16 protein-coding genes are annotated in these 16,973 nt (G+C 71.8%); 12 read left to right on the top strand and 4 right to left on the bottom strand.

What is annotated here, in order from left to right:
• Positions 1 to 35: 35 nt before the first annotated feature.
• A complete protein-coding gene (locus D0D28_RS18405) occupies positions 36 to 1,655 on the bottom strand; it encodes a DEAD/DEAH box helicase (RefSeq protein WP_094006837.1) in 1,620 nt (539 codons plus the stop codon).
• 333 nt (positions 1,656 to 1,988) lie between these two features.
• Here D0D28_RS18405 and D0D28_RS18400 point away from each other — a divergent pair, with 333 nt between their 5' ends.
• Both D0D28_RS18400 and D0D28_RS18395 read left to right on the top strand, forming a co-directional pair.
• Positions 1,989 to 2,636, top strand: coding sequence for a ferritin-like fold-containing protein (locus tag D0D28_RS18400; protein WP_094006836.1), 648 nt, complete (start codon positions 1,989 to 1,991; stop codon positions 2,634 to 2,636).
• A gap of 44 nt (positions 2,637 to 2,680) precedes the next feature.
• Entirely contained in the window at positions 2,681 to 2,911 is a 231-nt protein-coding gene (locus D0D28_RS18395; RefSeq protein ID WP_094006835.1) for a DUF3107 domain-containing protein, read from the top strand.
• Positions 2,912 to 2,981: 70 nt separating this feature from the next.
• Here D0D28_RS18395 and D0D28_RS18390 read toward each other — a convergent pair whose 3' ends face one another.
• Positions 2,982 to 3,299 (bottom strand): DUF4873 domain-containing protein, encoded by a 318-nt coding sequence (locus tag D0D28_RS18390; protein WP_094006834.1) that lies wholly within the window; start codon positions 3,297 to 3,299, stop codon positions 2,982 to 2,984.
• A complete protein-coding gene (locus D0D28_RS18385; RefSeq protein ID WP_116111418.1) occupies positions 3,289 to 4,056 on the bottom strand; it encodes a TetR/AcrR family transcriptional regulator in 768 nt (255 codons plus the stop codon). Before D0D28_RS18385 ends, D0D28_RS18390 begins: the two co-directional genes overlap by 11 nt.
• Positions 4,057 to 4,108: 52 nt before the next feature.
• On the opposite strand from D0D28_RS18385, the gene D0D28_RS18380 reads away from it, so the two are divergent.
• The gene (locus D0D28_RS18380; protein WP_094006832.1) at positions 4,109 to 5,014 is read left to right on the top strand and encodes an AurF N-oxygenase family protein; all 906 of its coding nucleotides are present in this window, start codon (positions 4,109 to 4,111) and stop codon (positions 5,012 to 5,014) included.
• The gene (locus tag D0D28_RS18375; protein WP_094006831.1) at positions 5,011 to 5,904 is read left to right on the top strand and encodes an alpha/beta fold hydrolase; all 894 of its coding nucleotides are present in this window, start codon (positions 5,011 to 5,013) and stop codon (positions 5,902 to 5,904) included. The genes D0D28_RS18380 and D0D28_RS18375 overlap by 4 nt, the downstream gene beginning before the upstream one ends.
• Here the strand turns inward: D0D28_RS18375 and D0D28_RS18370 are convergent.
• Positions 5,901 to 6,542 (bottom strand): TetR/AcrR family transcriptional regulator, encoded by a 642-nt coding sequence (locus D0D28_RS18370; RefSeq protein WP_094006830.1) that lies wholly within the window; start codon positions 6,540 to 6,542, stop codon positions 5,901 to 5,903. The two genes, D0D28_RS18375 and D0D28_RS18370, sit on opposite strands and share 4 nt — an antisense overlap.
• Positions 6,543 to 6,626: 84 nt before the next feature.
• Here D0D28_RS18370 and D0D28_RS18365 point away from each other — a divergent pair, with 84 nt between their 5' ends.
• The 8 genes from D0D28_RS18365 (at position 6,627) to D0D28_RS18330 (ending at position 16,967) form a co-directional block, all read left to right on the top strand.
• The gene (locus tag D0D28_RS18365) at positions 6,627 to 7,637 is read left to right on the top strand and encodes an alpha/beta fold hydrolase (RefSeq protein WP_094006829.1); all 1,011 of its coding nucleotides are present in this window, start codon (positions 6,627 to 6,629) and stop codon (positions 7,635 to 7,637) included.
• 82 nt (positions 7,638 to 7,719) lie between these two features.
• The gene (locus tag D0D28_RS18360) at positions 7,720 to 8,838 is read left to right on the top strand and encodes a DUF3152 domain-containing protein (RefSeq protein WP_167481456.1); all 1,119 of its coding nucleotides are present in this window, start codon (positions 7,720 to 7,722) and stop codon (positions 8,836 to 8,838) included.
• A 100-nt stretch (positions 8,839 to 8,938) separates the two neighbouring features.
• Entirely contained in the window at positions 8,939 to 10,117 is a 1,179-nt protein-coding gene (moeZ, locus tag D0D28_RS18355; RefSeq protein ID WP_094006828.1) for an adenylyltransferase/sulfurtransferase MoeZ, read from the top strand.
• Between the two features lie 131 nt (positions 10,118 to 10,248).
• Positions 10,249 to 10,590: an effector-associated constant component EACC1 gene (locus D0D28_RS18350; protein ID WP_094006827.1), complete on the top strand. Its 342-nt coding sequence runs from the start codon at positions 10,249 to 10,251 to the stop codon at positions 10,588 to 10,590.
• The gene (locus tag D0D28_RS18345; RefSeq protein ID WP_116111417.1) at positions 10,583 to 12,460 is read left to right on the top strand and encodes a caspase, EACC1-associated type; all 1,878 of its coding nucleotides are present in this window, start codon (positions 10,583 to 10,585) and stop codon (positions 12,458 to 12,460) included. Before D0D28_RS18350 ends, D0D28_RS18345 begins: the two co-directional genes overlap by 8 nt.
• Before the next feature lie 56 nt (positions 12,461 to 12,516).
• Entirely contained in the window at positions 12,517 to 13,320 is an 804-nt protein-coding gene (locus tag D0D28_RS18340; RefSeq protein ID WP_255407924.1) for a TIGR02569 family protein, read from the top strand.
• 195 nt (positions 13,321 to 13,515) lie between these two features.
• The gene (locus D0D28_RS18335; RefSeq protein WP_116111431.1) at positions 13,516 to 15,528 is read left to right on the top strand and encodes a molybdopterin oxidoreductase family protein; all 2,013 of its coding nucleotides are present in this window, start codon (positions 13,516 to 13,518) and stop codon (positions 15,526 to 15,528) included.
• Positions 15,525 to 16,967 carry an FAD-dependent oxidoreductase gene (locus tag D0D28_RS18330; RefSeq protein ID WP_116111416.1) on the top strand — a complete coding sequence of 481 codons (1,443 nt, stop codon included), beginning with the start codon at positions 15,525 to 15,527 and terminating at the stop codon, positions 16,965 to 16,967. Before D0D28_RS18335 ends, D0D28_RS18330 begins: the two co-directional genes overlap by 4 nt.
• The last annotated feature ends 6 nt before the right edge of the window (positions 16,968 to 16,973 follow it).

Raw genomic sequence — 16,973 nt, 5'->3', positions numbered from 1 at the left:
GGTGTTCGCCGGCGCCCCCGCGGCGCCGGTCGGCCTCAGTCTGCCGAACCCGGTGTATCAGACGTGTTCGCCGACGCGCTGGCCGAGCCCGAACGGCGACGGCGGCGACGACGGGCGGGTCGCTCCGCGGACTCGCCGGCCTCTCGCTCGGCCGGGCCCTTCTCGGACGGGCCGGAGGCCTCGCCGACCGCCTTGCCACCGCGCGTGCGGCGGCGCGGACGGCGCTCCTCACCCGACGACTCGCCGGTGGCCTCGGCCGCCTCGCCCTCGGCGGGCTTCGCCGCGCCACGCGTGCGGCGGCGGCTGCGGGTGGTCGCACCGCCGCTGCCCCGGCGGCCGCCCATCTGCTCCTCCGGCTCGGCGGCCAGCCCGGCGCGGGTGCGCTTGGACAGCGGCAGCCGCCCGGTGGCGTCCTCCGGGATGTCCAGGTTGCTGAACAGGTGCTTCGACGTCGAGTACGTCTCGACCGGCTCGGCCATGTCGAGCTTGAGCGCGTCGTTGATGGCCTGCCAGCGGTGCATGTCGTCCCAGTCGACCAGCGTGATCGCGACACCGGTCTTGCCCGCGCGGCCGGTGCGGCCGATGCGGTGCACGTAGGTGCTCTCGTCCTCGGGCGTCTGGTAGTTGATCACGTGCGTCACGTCGGTGACGTCGATGCCGCGGGCCGCGACGTCGGTGGCGACCAGCACGTCGACCTTGCCCGAGCGGAACGCGCGCAGCGCCTGCTCGCGGGCGCCCTGGCCCAGGTCACCGTGCACCGCGGCGGCGGCGAACCCGCGCTCGGCGAGGTCGTCGGCCACCTTCTGGGCGGTGCGCTTGGTGCGGGTGAAGATCATCGTCAGGCCGCGGTCCTTGGCCTGGAGCACGCGGGCGATCAGCTCCGGCTTGTCCAGCGAGTGCGCGCGGTAGGCGAACTGGGTGGTGCGCTCGTGCACCGCGCTGGAGTCGTTCTCCTCGGCCCGCACGTGCGTCGGGCGGTTGAGGAAGGTGCGGGCCAGCTTGATGATCGGGTCCGGCATCGTGGCCGAGAACAGCATGGTCTGCCGCTCGTCGGGCACCATGGTCAGGATGCGCTCGATGTCCGGGAGGAAGCCCAGGTCGAGCATCTCGTCGGCCTCGTCCAGCACCAGCGCGCGGACCTTGCCCAGGACCAGCGCCTTCTGCTCGGCGAGGTCGAGCAGGCGGCCCGGGGTGCCGACGACCACGTCGACGCCCTTGCGCAGCGCGCTGATCTGCTGCTCGTAGGGGCGGCCGCCGTAGATGGCGAGCGTGCGCACGTCCAGGTGCTTGGCGGCGTCGGTGATGTCGCGGGTGACCTGCAGGCACAGCTCACGCGTCGGGACGACCACGAGCGCCTGCGGGGTGCCGTCGCCGGGGGAGACCACGCGCTGCAGCAGCGGGACGCCGAAGCCCAGCGTCTTGCCCATGCCGGTGCGGGCCTGGCCGATCAGGTCGTCGCCGGCCAGCGCGAGCGGCAGCGTCAGGGCCTGGATGGCGAAGGTGTGCTCGATGCCGGCCTCGGCGAGCGCGCGCACGATCTCGGGGCGGACGCCCAGCTCGGCGAAGGTGGGCGTGGCGGGCTCGACGTGGTCGGCCTGCAGCGGGTGGGAGGTGTCGGTGTCGGGAACCCCGGTCTCGCTGTGCTCGAGGGCCACCGGGTCGGTCGTGTTTTCCGGATTCGTCGCGGTCAGTGTGATCGCCTCTCTCTACCAGCGCGCACGGCCTGGTCGAGATTGGGCACTCAACCGGCGGGAAGGTCCACCGGGAATGCCTGGACGGCGTGCACGCGCATTACCTGCCGCTCGCCCTGCGCCCGGGTGTGCTCGTCCTCCGGCGAGTCGAGGCGGGTGTGCCTCGGGTGGGGCGCATCTGAGCTGATGCGGTAGCTTTCCCGTCCAATTGTAACGGGTGCGGCCCCGGCCTCGGCATTTCGGCCCGGTGTGTCCACGTTAGATTCGTCTCTCCGGCGCGGCGGTACGCTCACGGCCGTGACACGAGAGATCAGCGAAGGCGTCGTCGACCTGCTCGGGGTCATCGCGTACGGCGAGTTGTCCGCGTTCGACCGGATGGCGGAGGACGCGCGGAAGGCGCCCACCCTGTCCGGGCGCGCCGCGCTGTCGGCGATGGCGGCCGCCGAGATCGGGCACTACGAGATGCTGGCGAAGTTCCTCGCCGACCACGGCAGGCGCGTCGAGGACGCGATGGCGCCGTTCGTGGCCCGCTTCGACGCCTGGCACGCGTCCACCGCGCCCCGGTCGTGGCTGGAATCGCTGGTCAAGGCCTATGTGGGGGACGGGCTGGCGGCGGACCTCTACCGCGAGGTCGGCAGCTGGCTGGACCCGGAGACCAAGGACCTGGTGGTCACCGTGCTCGCCGACACCGGGCACTCGGCCTTCGCCGAGCGGGAGGTCGCGGCCGGGATCGAGGCCGACCCGAAGACGCGGGACAAGCTGGCGCTGTGGGGGCGGCGGCTGCTCGGCGAGGCGCTCACCCAGGCGCAGTACGTGGTGGCCGAGCGGGACCCGCTGGCGGAGCTGATCGTGTCCGGGTCGGGCGACCTGTCGGGAATCGCCGGGCTGTTCCGGCGGTTGCAGCAGGGGCACACCAAACGGATGCAGGTGCTCGGGCTGGGCTAGCCTGGGCAGTGGAGTACGTGGCAGAACCCAGTCGGAGGTAGCAGGTGGAGGTCAAGATCGGCATCAAGGACACCCCGCGTGAGCTGGTGGTGTCCAGTGGCCAGTCCGCCGAGGAGGTCGAGAAGCTGGTCGCCGACGCGCTGAAGACCGCGGACGGCCTGTTCAGCCTCACCGACGACAAGGGGCGCAAGTTCCTGGTCCCGTCGGACCGGATCGCCTACGTGGAGATCGCGCCCACGGACGTGCGCCGGGTCGGGTTCGCGGTCGGTTCCTGACAAGCAGACGCGAAGAAGGGGCGCCCACCGGCTGGTGGGCGCCCCTTTCTGCGTTTCACGGGTGACGCGGTTATTCGGCCAGTTCGGCCAGTGTCCTGGGCACCGTGAACGGCGGGGTGCTCGTCCCGAGGATGCGGTAGCGGCCCCACGGGTCCGGGTCCGACAACTCGCCCGCCGCGGAGCCGTCCGGGGTGCGGATCTCGCCCTTCTTCTTGCGGCCACCGCACAGCTCGTCCAGCCGGGCGTTCGGCGCGATGCGGCCGTACCAGCGGTAGTAGCCGTCGATCGGCTGGAAGTGGCCCCTCAGCGCCACCTCGACGGGCACCTCGGTGCCGTCCACCACCACCGTCGCGGGACCGGTGTAGCCGTCTTCGTCGTCAGCCGACATCCGTTTCCTCCTTCGGGCGCACCCGTCCGAGCTGGACGATCTTGTTCTCCTCCAGCGGCTTGTTCGGGTCGATCGTGACCCCGTGCTGGCGGGCCAGCCCGTCGATGGCGGCCCAGATGATCTGCGTCAGGTACTCCACGACGCTGTCCCGGCTCATCGACCGGCGCTCCAGCCACCACTCACCCGTGTTCTGGACCATTCCGACGATCCCGTAGGCCCACGGCTCGGCGGCGCCGGAGTCCATGTTGAACATCCGCATGTAGTCGCCGAGCAGGGCGGTCAGCGCGGTGGCGATCAGTTCCTTGTCCTCGGCCACCACGTCGGCGTCGGCCTGCTTGCCCGCGAACGAGCCACGCGCCAGCAGCCGGTACAGGTTCGGGTGCTCCTCGATGACGGTGAAGAACGCGTCCAGCGCCATGCGGATCCGCGGCACCGGCGCCAGCTCGGCGTTGATCGCCGGCACCAGGCGCGAGAACAGCAGCTCGGTGCCCCGCTGGCCGAGCGCGTCGTACAGGTCGGCCTTGTCCGCGAAGTGCCGGTACAGCACCGGCTTGGTGACCCCGGCGCCGACGGCGACGTCGTCCATCGCCAGGTCCGGCCCGCGCTCGTCCAGCGCCTTCAGGGCCGCCTCGACGAACTCGGCCCGCCGCTCCACCCGGTGCTTGCGCCAGCGGTCGCGGCGCGCGTCGCCGGTCGCCGGCTCGCCGGCCGAGGGGTGCTTGCCGCTGCGCTTGACACGATCCGTCACGCGCCCCATGCTACCAGAGGTAACTGTTACCACGGGTTACACAATCAGTGGGGAGCACGCGATGACGCGAACGCTGGATGACCACGGCCGGGAGAAGACCGCGGAGCGGTTGCTGAAGTCCTCGGCGAACAAGTTCTACGACCCCGAGGTCGACATCGACTGGGACGCCCCACTGGACGAGGGCAAACCGTTCCAGCTGGAGCACCGCAGCTCGCTCTACGGCACGCACCTGTGGGACCGGCTCAGCGAGGAGCAGCGGCTCGAGCTGGGCAGGCACGAGCTGGCCAGCGTCGCCAGCAACGGCATCTTCTTCGAGGTGCTGCTGATGCAGCTGCTGCTCAAGGAGGTCTACAACTCCGACCCCACCACGCGTCACGTGCAGTACGCGCTCGCCGAGATCGCCGACGAGTGCCGCCACTCGACGATGTTCGCGCGCTCGGTCGAGCGGGTCGGCGCACCGGCCTACGGGCCGGTCAAGATCGTGCACCGGCTGGGCAAGCTGCTGCAGTTTATCGGCTACGGGCCCGCGCTCTACGGCTCGATCCTGGTCGCCGAGGAGATCCTCGACCGCATCCAGCGGGAGAGCATGGCCGACGAGAACATCCAGCCGCTGGTGCGCATGGTCAACCGCATCCACGTGCTCGAAGAGGCGCGGCACGTGACCTTCGCCCGTGAGGAGGTCACCCGCGGCATGGCGAAGCTGTCCAAGGCCGAGCTGCTCTACCAGCGCTGGCTGATCGCCGTCGTCAGCTTCGCGATCACCCGCAGCCTGATCAACCCGCGCGTCTACAAGGCGGTCGGCCTCAACCCGCGCGAGGCGTGGGAGACCGCGATGAGCAACCCGAACTGGCACGAGACGCTGCGCTGGTCCGGCGAACGCATCATGGCGTTCCTGGACGAGGCCGGGCTGGTCGGCCAGCCGGGCACGTACTGGTGGCGCAAGTCCTTCCTGCTGGGGGCCCGATGACGGCGACGGTCCGTCGAAGGGGGACGGACCGTCGCTTCACCACCAGCGACGGCACCGTCCTCCACGTCGACGCGTCCGGCCCGCGTGACGCCACCGTCACCCTGGTCCTGGTGCACGCGTGGACGCAGGACCACCTGGAGTGGGACCCGGTCCTGCCGCTGCTGCCGACGGGGGTGCGGGTGCTGCGCTACGACCACCGCGGCCACGGCTGGTCCGAGCCGGCCAAGCCCGGCACGGCGACCGTCGCGCAGCTGGCCGACGACCTCGCGGAGCTGATCGCCGAGCTGGCGCCGGCGGGCAGGCTGGTGCTGGCCGGGCACTCGATGGGCGGGATGACCGTGATGGCGCTGGCCGAGCGGCACCCGGAGCTGGTGGAGTCGCGGGTCGACGGGGTCGCGTTGATCGCCACGTCGTGCTGCGACATGGACCGGCTCACGCTCGGGCTGAACGGGCGGGCCGGACGGGTGGCGGCGCGCGTGGACAAGACGTTCGGGCGGCTGCTGAACCGGTGGGGCGCCGAGCACGTGCCGATCCCGGCGCCGCTGGCGCGGCCGTCGGTGAAGTGGCTGGCGTTCGGGAAGAAGGTCCGCCGCGCGGACGTGCGCGCGATGACGGAGCAGTTCCTGCGGGCGCACCCGCGCAGCGTGGGCGGGTTCCGGGACTCGATGTCCGACCACGACCGGCGCAAGGCGCTGGCGACCCTGCGCGGCACGCCGACGGTGGTGATGGTCGGGGACCGGGACCGGATCACGCCGGTGCACCACGCGCGGGTGATCGCCGAGGAGCTGCCGGACGCGGAGTTCGTGCTGTTCCCCGGCGCGGGCCACGAGCTGACCTACGAGCGAACCCGCGAGGTCGCGAAGCGGCTGAGCCGCCTGCTGCGGAACTAGCCGGACTCGCCTGGCGCGTGCTGGAGCGGGAAGCCGCCGCCGATGCCGCGCCAGGCGAGCGTCGCGGTCAGCGACACCGCCTCCTCGCGGCTCATCGTGCTGTGGTGGGCCAGCCAGAAGCGGGCGCTGACCTGGCTCAGCCCGACCAGGCCGACCGCCAGCAGGCGTGCCCGGCCCTCGTCCAGGCCGGCGTCGGCCGTGATGGTGTCCGTGATCGCGTTCACGCACTCGGTGGTGGCGCGGTCCACGGCCTCCTGCACGACGGGCTCGCCCCGCAGGTCGGATTCGAAGATCATCCGGAAGGCGCCGGTCTCGCTGGCGACGAAGTCGAAGAACGCGCCGACCGCGGCCCGCACGCGGAGCTTGTTGTCGGTGGTCGAGGCCAGCGCCTCGTTCACGCGCGCGACCAGCTCGTCGACGTGGTTCTCCAGCAGCGCGGTGTAGAGGTCGAGCTTGCCGGGGAAGTGCTGGTACAGCACGGGCTTGCTGACACCGGCCTGTTCGGCGATCTCGTCCATGGCCGCCGCGTGGTACCCGTTGGCCGAGAAGACCCGCTGCGCCGCGGCCAGAAGCTGAGCGCGCCGCTCGGTCCGGGGTAGCCGGACTCCCCGCTGTTGCGCCGCCGCAGTCTCCGTCATGCTTTCCTCCCAAAGAACCCGTTCGAGATTACTCGCCGGTATCGCCGAGTCGCCAAGGGACGGGTCGGTAGGCATCCTGGATTGATGACCGACACCGTCCCGAGTTCCCGGCCGACCCCGGATTCCGGGGCGCCCCGGGTGCCCGTCACGCACGTTCCGCTGTCCACTCGTGAGTTACCCGAACTGGACCCGAAACTCCCGCCGTGGCCCGGCGAAACCGAGCAGGTCGGCGGCGTCTCCCTGCACGTCCGCCGCACGCCCGGCGCCCAGGACGAGACCGTCCTCTACGTGCACGGGCTCGGCGGGTCGTCGACGAACTGGACGGATCTGGCCGCGCTGCTCGCGCCGACGGCCGGGGGTGTCGCGATCGACCTGCCCGGCTTCGGGTTCTCCGAGCCGGAACGCGCGTTCGACTTCAGCCTCGACGCGCACGCCGAGGTGGTCGCCAAGTTCATCACGGGCCTCGGCGTCGGCCCCGTGCACCTGGTCGGCAACTCGATGGGCGGGGCGGTGTCCCTGCTCGTCGCGGCGCGCCACCCGGACCTGGTCAAGACGCTGACGCTGATCTCGCCCGCGATGCCGGACCGGCGGCCCGACCCGCGGCGGCTGTCCGATCCGCTGATGGCGCTGGCCTACCTGCCGTTCATCGGCCGCCGCGCCCGGCGCAGGCTCGCCGCCTACACCGCGCAGGAACGCGCCAAGATGGTGATCAAGCTGTGCTTCGCCGATCCGGACTCCTTCCCCGAGCACCGCATGGCCGAGCTGGTCGAGGAGCACAGCGCCCGCGCCGAGCTGGCCTGGGCGAACCTCGCGATGTCCCGGAGCACGTTCGGGATCTTCCGGACCTGGTTCGCGCGGGGCGCGGCGTCGCTGTGGCGGGTGGTGCCGAACGTGACGGTTCCCACGCTCGTGGTGTGGGGCACCGAGGACAAGGTGATCTCCGTCCGCCGGGCGGCGCGGACCGCGAAGCTGCTCCCGCGCGGGCGCCTGCTCGTGCTGCCGAGGACCGGTCACGTGGCGCAGATGGAACGCCCGATCGTCGTAGCGAAGGCTGTTCTGGGTATGTGGGAGGAAGTCGCCGCCGGTTCGTGGTAGCCCATTCGAGCTAATTCGAGTTCGCAGCGTGACGGCTTGGTCGCGCGTTGCGTAACTCTGCGCATGTGGCAATCTGGGACCCGTGAATCGGGCGAGTAACGGCGAGCGTGGCGAAGGACGGCGAGCGCAGTACGCGCCACCGTCGGGCCGGTCGTCGGTCCGCCTGAGTGAGGACCGCTACCGCCCGCGTGCGCGCCGCGTGCAGGCCGAGCCGCTGACCGCGTCGTGGAAGCCGCCGCAGGCGCAGCTCGAGCAGGACCCGGAGGAAGCCCGCGAGGCGCGCCGCCGCAAGGGCCGGATGCGGCGTCTCGTCGGCGCCTACGGCTGGCGCGCGTACGCACTGCCGGTCCTCGTGGTGATCACCGTCCTGGTGGTGTTCAACACCGCCACCGAGCCGGCCCCGCCGCAGACGAACTCCGCGTCGCAGGCCGTGGACGGAGGTGCCGGGCAGGGCGGGGACAGCGTGCTGTCCGAACAACCGGCCGCGCCACGCGACCTCAACATCCCCACCGCCGAGCTGCCGACCGGCGGTGATTTCACGCCGGGCGGCTCGATGGCCTACCACGTCGTGCCGGTGCCCAACGACGGTGTGAGCGGCAAGGAGGCCGGCAGCGGCGGGAAGCTGTACCACTACACGATCGAGGTCGAAAACGGCATCGACCCGGCCAGCTACGCCGGGGACGACGCCTTCGCCAGCGCCGTCGAGCGGACGCTGTCGGACGTGCGCAGCTGGATCGGCACCGGCAAGGTCAAGCTGCAGCGGGTCGGCGCGGACTACCCGGACATCGACTTCCGCGTGAGCCTCACCACTCCGGACACCGCCAAGCGGCCGGACGTGTGCGGGTTCAGCATCCCGTTCCCGACCTCCTGCTACTCGCGGGCGTTCGACCACCGCGTGGTGATCAACCTCGCCCGCTGGGTGCGCGGGGCGATGGCGTTCACCGACCTCGGGCTGTACCGCCAGTACGCGATCAACCACGAGGTCGGGCACGCGCTGGGCAAATCGCACGTGGGCTGCCAGGAGAACGGCGCGCTGGCGCCCGTGATGATGCAGCAGACCTTCGGGGTGTCCAACAACTACGTGGCCCAGCTGAACGCGGTCGACCAGTACAACTCGAAGGCCGTGCCGGCCGACGGCAAGACGTGCGTGCCCAACGCCTGGCCGGTGCTCCAGTTCGGCGACAGCGCTCCCGCCGGCTGACCCGGTCCCACATCCTGGGACGGCGGGAAGAGTCCGGTCGCGCTCCGTGTTGTGGATACTTGGGGAGCGACAACGACAGCCGCGCGAACTTGGAGGACCGATGGCAGGCACGCTGCCGCCGCTCGTGGAGCCGGCGGCCGAACTCACCAAAGAAGAGGTGGCCCGCTACAGTCGGCACCTGATCATCCCGGATGTCGGGATGGACGGGCAGAAGCGGCTGAAGAACGCGAAGGTCCTGGTCATCGGTGCGGGCGGCCTCGGCAGCCCGGCGCTGCTGTACCTGGCCGCCGCGGGTGTCGGCACCCTCGGCGTGATCGACTTCGACGTGGTCGACGAGTCGAACCTGCAGCGCCAGGTCATCCACGGCCAGTCCGACATCGGCAAGCCCAAGGCCGTGTCGGCCAAGGAGTCGATCGCCGAGATCAACCCGTTCGTCGACGTCATCCTGCACACCGAGCAGCTGACCACGGCGAACGCGCTGGACGTCTTCCGCGGGTACGACCTGATCCTGGACGGCACGGACAACTTCGCCACCCGCTACCTGGTCAACGACGCCGCCGTGCTGCTGGGCAAGCCGTACGTGTGGGGCTCGATCTTCCGGTTCGAGGGCCAGGTCAGCGTGTTCTGGGAGGACGCGCCGAACGGGCAGGGCCTGAACTACCGCGACCTCTACCCCGAGCCGCCGCCGCCGGGCATGGTCCCCTCGTGCGCCGAGGGTGGCGTGCTGGGCGTGCTGTGCGCCTCGATCGGCTCGATCATGGTGACCGAGGCGATCAAGCTGATCACCGGCATCGGTGAGCCGCTGCTCGGCCGCCTGATCAGCTACGACGCGCTGGAGATGAAGTACCGCGAGGTCAAGATCCGCAAGGACCCGGAGACGCCGAAGATCACCGAGCTGATCGACTACGAGGCGTTCTGCGGTGTCGTGTCGGACGAGGCGCAGCAGGCGGCGTCGGGCAGCACCATCACCCCGGCGGAGCTGAAGGCCAAGTTCGACGCGGGCGAGGACTTCGAGCTGATCGACGTCCGCGAGCCGCACGAGTACGAGATCGTGAACATCAAGGGCGCCAAGCTGATCCCGAAGGACCGCATCCTGTCCGGTGAGGCGCTGGCCGAGCTGCCGCAGGACAAGCCGATCGTGCTGCACTGCAAGTCGGGTGCCCGCTCGGCCGAGGCGCTGGCCGCGCTGCACCGGGCCGGGTTCAAGGACGCCACCCACCTCGGTGGCGGCGTGCTGGCCTGGGCGCGGCAGATCGACCAGAGCCTGCCGACCTACTGACGCGTGCCGGAAGGGCCCGCCGCGGTGTCGCCGCGGCGGGCCTTTTTTTCGTCAGCGCCGCCCATTCGGCGACCCTTTTCTGCGACGATGCGAGTGCGAAGCGTGTCAGTCCGAGCAGGGCGAGGGGGATCATGCGCGGGAAGAACGCGTCCTGCAGCGTCGACGTGGTGGTGTCCGACCCGGCCGAGCTGCGGTCGCTGCGCGAGCACCTGGGCCGGATCCCCGGTGTGGAGGTCACGCAGGTCCCGGGCCGGCCCGGTGCCGGCGAACAGGGGGCCTGGGACCTGCTGCAGGTCCTGGCCGCCGGTGGCGGGGTGCTCGCGGTGACGATCAAGACGCTGCCCGAGTTCATCCGGTCGCGGCGCTCGAACGTGACCGTCACGCTGGAGTCCGGCGATCGCCGCGTGACGGTGACCGCCGAGAACGTCGAAGACGCGGAAGCCGTGGTCGACAAGCTGCTTGGCGATGCCTGACGCGCTGGATGGGGAGTTTTCCCGGTCGCGGGCGGTGCTGATCGGTACCTGGAAGTACCGTCACCTGCCGCCCGTACCGGCCGCCGAGTACAGCCTGAACCGGATGACGGCCCTGTTGACGAGTCCGTTGTGCGGACCGTGGCCCCAGGACCGGATTTCGGTGGTCGGCAATCGGGCGAGGCTCGGCGACCTACCGCACGAACTGGTGGTCGGGTTGCGCGACGCGGTGGACGTCGCGTTGTTCTACTACGTCGGCCACGGCCAGTACGACAACGAGGACCGGCTCTGCCTCGCGCTGGGCGACTCCAGCCCGGACCCGGTCCTGCGCACCACCACCAGCCTCACCTTCGACGCCGTCCGTCAGGCTTTCCGGGCCAGCAAGGCGACCACGAAGATCGCGATCCTGGACTGCTGCTTCGCCGGCCTCGCCGCGGGCCGGGACGGCCACCTCGCCGGAACTCCGGACCTGCCGCGTTCGCCGGGCTTCTACCTGATGATGGCCAGCGGCGAATTCAACACCGCCTGGTTCGAGACCGCGGCCGGCAACCCACGACCGCAGACCTACTTCACCAAGTACCTGGTCGACGTGGTCGAGGCCGGGATTCCCGGCCAGCCACCCGGGCTCACGCTCGGCCCGATCTTCGACCGGGTTGCGGAAGCCCTGGTGCGGGACGGCAAACCCGAGCCCGGCAGCCGGGTGAGCGACCGTGCCGCCGACTTCGTCTTCGCCCGCAACCGCGAAGCCTCGGCAACGGGTGCTGACCAGCCTGCCGGACACCCGGGGAAACCGCAGATCAGTCCGGGGCCGGCGCGAGGCTGGCGGCCGAGTCGCCGTGCCGTCCTCACCGCCGGGGCAAGCGCACTGGCCGCCACCCTGGCGGTCCCGGTGGCGGCCAAACTGATTTCCTCCCCGTCGGCGAACCAGGGCGGCCAAGGCACGGCCGCCGCGACCACGCACAGCGGTGCCCCTCCGGTGGATCTCGCTGCCGACGACATCGTGCGCGGGCTGGCGTTCAGCCCGGACGGCACGCTGCTCGCCGCCGGGGTCTCCTACTCCATCAAGCTCTGGGATCCGGTCACACACCGGTTGCTCGCCCCGCTCAGCGGTCACATCACCGTTGCCCGGTCCGTTTCGTTCAGCCCGGACGGCAAAACCCTGGTCTGCGTCGACAGCGGCGGCGAGGTCACCCTGTGGGACCCGATCGCCCGCACCTACACGACCAAGCTGACCGGCACCGGGCACGTGACGGCGACGACGTTCCACCCGGATGGCACCGGTATCGCCTGCGGCAACGAGGACGGAACGATCAGCCTGTGGAGCACCGTCACCCACCAGCACGCCCGCGACCTGCCGCCCGAGGAGCAGCCGGCGGCGGTCAGCGCGGTGGACTACAACGGCAGCGGTGCGCTCCTGGCCGCCGGCTGCGCCGACAACGCCGTGCGCGTGTGGCCGCTGCGTCAGCCCGGCACCGTCGTCACCCACGTCGGTCACACCGATCGGGTCACCTGCCTCGCCTTCGGCCCGGTCGACCCGGTCGGTGTGGTCAGTGGCAGCGCCGATCACACGATCAAGCGGTGGTTCGCCGGCAGGGAGGAGGATGATCTCCTGGGCACGTTCGTCGGCCACACCGGCGCGGTGAACGCCGTCGCGTACAGTCCCGACGGCAAGACCCTGGCCAGCGCGAGCGACGACGGCACCGTCTGCCTGTGGGATCCGTGGTCCGTCGACGACGCCGGCGAACGGACCGCACCCGTCGCGGTCCTCACCGGCCACACCGGCCCGGTGAACGCCGTCGCGTTCAGTCCCGACGGCAACACACTCGCCAGCGGCGGCGATGACGGAACGATCAAACTCTGGGCCGTCCGATGAGGCCGGTCGTGCTCGAACGGCCGAAAAACGTCGTCCCCACGCGGTAATCTCGGGCGGTGCCCGACGGTCCGAGAGCAGGTCAGCCACCGGCGGCTGTGCTCATGGCCTTCGGCCTCCAGCACACCACCCCCGAGCCGCTGCCCGGTGGGCGGGCGCACCGCTGCGGTGACATCGTCCTGACCCCGGTGCGGGACCGGCCGCGCACGCTGTGGCTCGCCGGCACGCTGCCCACCCTCGACGTCCCCGACCTGCGCCTCGCCAAGCCGCAACGCGCGCGGGACGGGCGGTGGATCGTCGCGGGGTGGGCGGCGCGCCGCTACCTCGACGGCAGTCCCGAGCACCGGCACGACGAGATCATGCTCGCCGCCCTCAAACTGGCCCACGCGCTCGACGGCCTGCCGCGCCCGCGGCACCTGGCCGCCCGGACCGATCCGGACGCGGTGGCCGACCGGGTGGCCTGGGGCGAGGCCGACGTGCCGGTCGACGAGGCCAAGGGCGGCCGCTGGTTCGAGGTCCTCGCGGTGGCGCGAAGACCCGTGCGGCTGCCGGACCAGGTCGTGCCGGGCGACCTCTTCGGCACCGTCCTCTTCGACGACGACGCCCCGCCCGGCATCGTCGACTTCGACCCGTTCTACCGGCCCGCCGAATGGGGCGCCGCGGTGGCCGCCGTCGACGCCGTCGCCTGGGGTGACGCCGCGCCCGGCTTCCTGCGGCGCTGGTCCCACCTGCCGGAATGGCCGCAGCTCCTGCTGCGGGCCGTGCTGTTCCGGTTGGCGGGCAACGCGCTCAGCCCGCGCGCCACGGCCGCTTCGCTCGACGGTTTGCGTGCCGCCGCGGCCGCGGTGAGTGAGATCCTGTAGCCCGCGTCACTTCTCACCGGGCATCCCTCGAAATGCCGTAGCAATGTCAAACGCCTGAAACATTCGAGAGTTTCCAGGTAACACGCCGTTCCTACCGTCTCTGGGCAGAGGCGGAAGGAGGTGCGCGTGACGCTCACCGCGGAACCCCAGGTCAAGGTGGCCACCCACTGTCCCTACTGCGCCCTGCAGTGCGGGATGAGCCTGTCCGGCACCGCCGTCGCACCCCGCGAGTTCCCCACCAACGGCGGCGGCCTGTGCCAGAAGGGCTGGACCGCCGGCAGCCTGCTCACCAGATCGGCGCGGCTGACCACGCCGCTGGTCCGGGTCGACGGCGAGCTGGTGCCGGCGACCTGGGACGACGCGCTCGACCTGGTCGCGCGCCGGATCGCCGAGGTCCAGGCCGAGCACGGCCGGGACGGGGTCGCCGTGTTCGGCGGCGGCGGTCTGACCAACGAGAAGAGCTACCTGCTGGGCAAGTTCGCCCGGGTCGCACTGGGCACCTCGCAGGTCGACTACAACGGCCGGTTCTGCATGTCGTCCGCGGCGGCGGCCGGAAACAAGGCGTTCGGCCTGGACCGCGGGCTGCCGTTCCCGCTGACCGACGTCGGCGAGGCGGACGCGGTCCTGCTGATCGGGTCGAACCCGGCGGAGACCATGCCGCCGTTCATGCAGCACCTGCGCAAGGCCATCGACCTCGGCGGGCTGGTGGTGGTCGATCCGCGCCGCACGCCGACCGCGGACCAGGCGAGCCTGCACCTGGCGCCCGCCCCGGGCACCGATCTCGCGCTGGCGCTGGGCATCCTGCACGCGCTGGTCGCCGAGGGCCTGCTCGACCGGTCCTACGTGGAGCAGCGCACCCGCGGTTTCGACGCGGTGTGGCAGATCGTCGCGCGCTGGTGGCCCGAGCGCGTCGAGCGGGTCACCGGTGTCGCCGCCGCCGACCAGCGCCGCGTCGCCACCCTGCTGGCGAACGCCCGCGACGCCTACATCCTCACCGCGCGCGGCACCGAGCAGCACGCGAGCGGTTCGGACACCGTGAGCGCCTGGATCAACCTGGCGCTGGCGCTCGGCCTGCCCGGCCGCGCGGGCTCGGGTTACGGCTGCCTCACCGGTCAGGGCAACGGCCAGGGTGGTCGCGAGCACGGCCAGAAGGCCGACCAGCTGCCCGGCTACCGCAAGATCGACGACCCGGCCGCCCGCGAGCACGTCGCGCGCGTGTGGGGTGTCGACCCCGCCGATCTGCCCGGCCCCGGCCGCTCGGCCTACGAGCTGCTCGACGCGCTGGGCACCGAGACCGGCCCGAAGGCGATGCTCGTGTTCGGCAGCAACGTCGTGGTGTCCGCGCCGCGGTCGGCGCACGTCGCGGATCGCCTGCGCGGCCTGGACTTCCTCGTCGTCGCGGACTTCGTGTTGTCCGACACCGCCGCGATGGCCGACGTCGTCCTCCCGGTCACGCAGTGGGCCGAGGAGAGCGGCACGATGACCAACCTGGAGGGCCGTGTCCTGTTGCGGCAGAAGGCGATCGACCCGCCCGCCGGGGTGCGCAGCGACCTGGAGGTCCTCAGTGGACTCGCGCGGCGCCTGGGACAGCCGGCCGCGCGCTTCCCGGTCGAGGCGGAGACGGTGTTCGCCGAGCTCCGCGAGGCCTCGCGGGGTGGGCTCGCCGACTACTCCGGCGTCACCTACGAACGCCTGCGCGACGGTGAGGCCCTGTACTGGCCGGTGACCGGCACCGAGCACGCCGGGACGCCGCGGATGTTCCTGGACTCCTTCGCCCACCCGGACGGCCGCGCCCGGTTCGTGCCGGTCGAGCACCGCGGCGCCGCCGAGCCGACCGACGGCGAGTTCCCGCTGATCGCGACCACCGGCCGGGTGCTGCAGCACTACCAGTCCGGCGCCCAGACCCGGCTGATCGGCGAGCTGAACGACGTCGTGCCGGAGGCCTACGTCGAGGTGCACCCGGACACCGCCGCCCGCGCCGGTCTGGCCGACGGCGACTGGGCGGCGGTGGTCTCCCGGCGCGGGGAGACCACCGCGCGTGTGCGGTGCGTCGCCTCGATGCGGCCGGACACGGTGTTCCTGCCGTTCCACTTCCCCGGCGCGCAGCGGGCGAACCTGCTGACCAACCCCGCCCTGGACCCGACGAGCCGCATGCCCGAGTTCAAGGTGTGCGCGGTTCGCCTGACCACGAAGGACGGTGCGGAATGACCCGCAAGGTGGTGGTGCTGGGCTACGGCATGGCCGGGGCCCGGCTCGCCGACGAGATCCGGGCCCGCGACTCGGAAGGCGCTCGCGTCACGCTGACCGTCATCGGCGAGGAGCCGCACGCCGCGTACAACCGCGTGCTGCTCTCCGCCGCGGTCGCCGGGACGATGCGCCCCGAGATGGTCCGCCTGCACGATCCGGACTGGGCGGCCCGGCACGCGATCGACCTGCGCACGGACGTCAGGGCCGAGCACATCGACCGCTCCGCCCGCCGGATCCGGCTCAGCGACTCCTCCACTGTGGACTACGACGCGCTGGTGCTGGCGACCGGCAGCCGCCCGTGGCTGCCGCCCGTCGAAGGCCTGACCCTGGACGACGGCACCCCCGCGCCGGGCGTGGTCACCTTCCGCACGCTGGACGACTGCGACCGCATCCTGGACGCCGCCCAGGCCGGGGAACGGGTCGCGGTGCTCGGCGGCGGCCTGCTCGGCCTGGAAGCCGCCCGCGGCCTGGCCGGGCGCGGCAACCTCGTCACCGTCGTGCACCCGGTCGGCCACGTGATGGAACGCCAGCTCGACGCCGGGGCCGGTGGCGTGCTGGCCAGGGCGCTGGGCGAGCTGGGCATCGACTTCCGGCTCGGCGCGGGCGCGGCCCGGTACGTTCCCGGCGACGGGCTCAAGCTCGACGACGGCAGCAAGGTCCACGCCGACCTGGTCGTCGTCAGCACCGGCGTGCGGGCCGAGACCACGCTCGCCGCCGAGGCCGGTCTGGCGGTCGACCGCGGCATCGTGGTCGACGACGCGCTGCGCACCAGCGACGGCCGCATCCACGCGATCGGCGACTGCGCGCAGCACCCGGGCACGGTGTCCGGCCTGGTCGAGCCGGCCTGGCAGCAGGCGAAGGTGCTGGCCGACCTGCTGACCGGCGCCGACGTGTCCGCCCGCTACCGCGGCACGCAGGTGATCACCAAGCTGAAGGCACGCGGCATCGACCTCACCGCGCTCGGCGACGTGCACACCGACGCGAGCGACCCGGACGCCGAGGTGGTGTGCTTGACCGACCCGGCGCGCGGCCGCTACGCGAAGCTCGTGGTGCGCGGCGAACGGGTGGCCGGGGCGATCCTGCTGGGTGCGCCGGACGCCGCCGCGAACATCACGCACCTGTTCGACCGGGGTGTCCCGGTCCCCGAAGACCGGCTCGCCGTCCTGCTCGGGCGCGCGCTGCCGGGCGGGGCGACCGTCGCGTCGAGCCCCGCCGACATCCCGGCGGCCGCCCTCGTCTGCCGGTGCAACTCGGTGACGAAGGGCCGGCTGGTCGAGGCGTTCCGCGCCGGTGCCACCGACGTCACCGAGCTCGCTTCCGTGACCCGAGCGACAACCGGATGTGGCAGCTGTCGCGACGCCGTCTGCGGCATCGCCGACTGGCTCGCCACCACCGCCTAGGGAGGC

Origin of the sequence: Amycolatopsis ruanii (assembly GCF_003385175.1) — a bacterium.
Lineage (GTDB): Bacteria > Actinomycetota > Actinomycetes > Mycobacteriales > Pseudonocardiaceae > Amycolatopsis_E > Amycolatopsis_E thermalba.
This window is presented reverse-complemented; position numbering and strand designations above follow the sequence as displayed.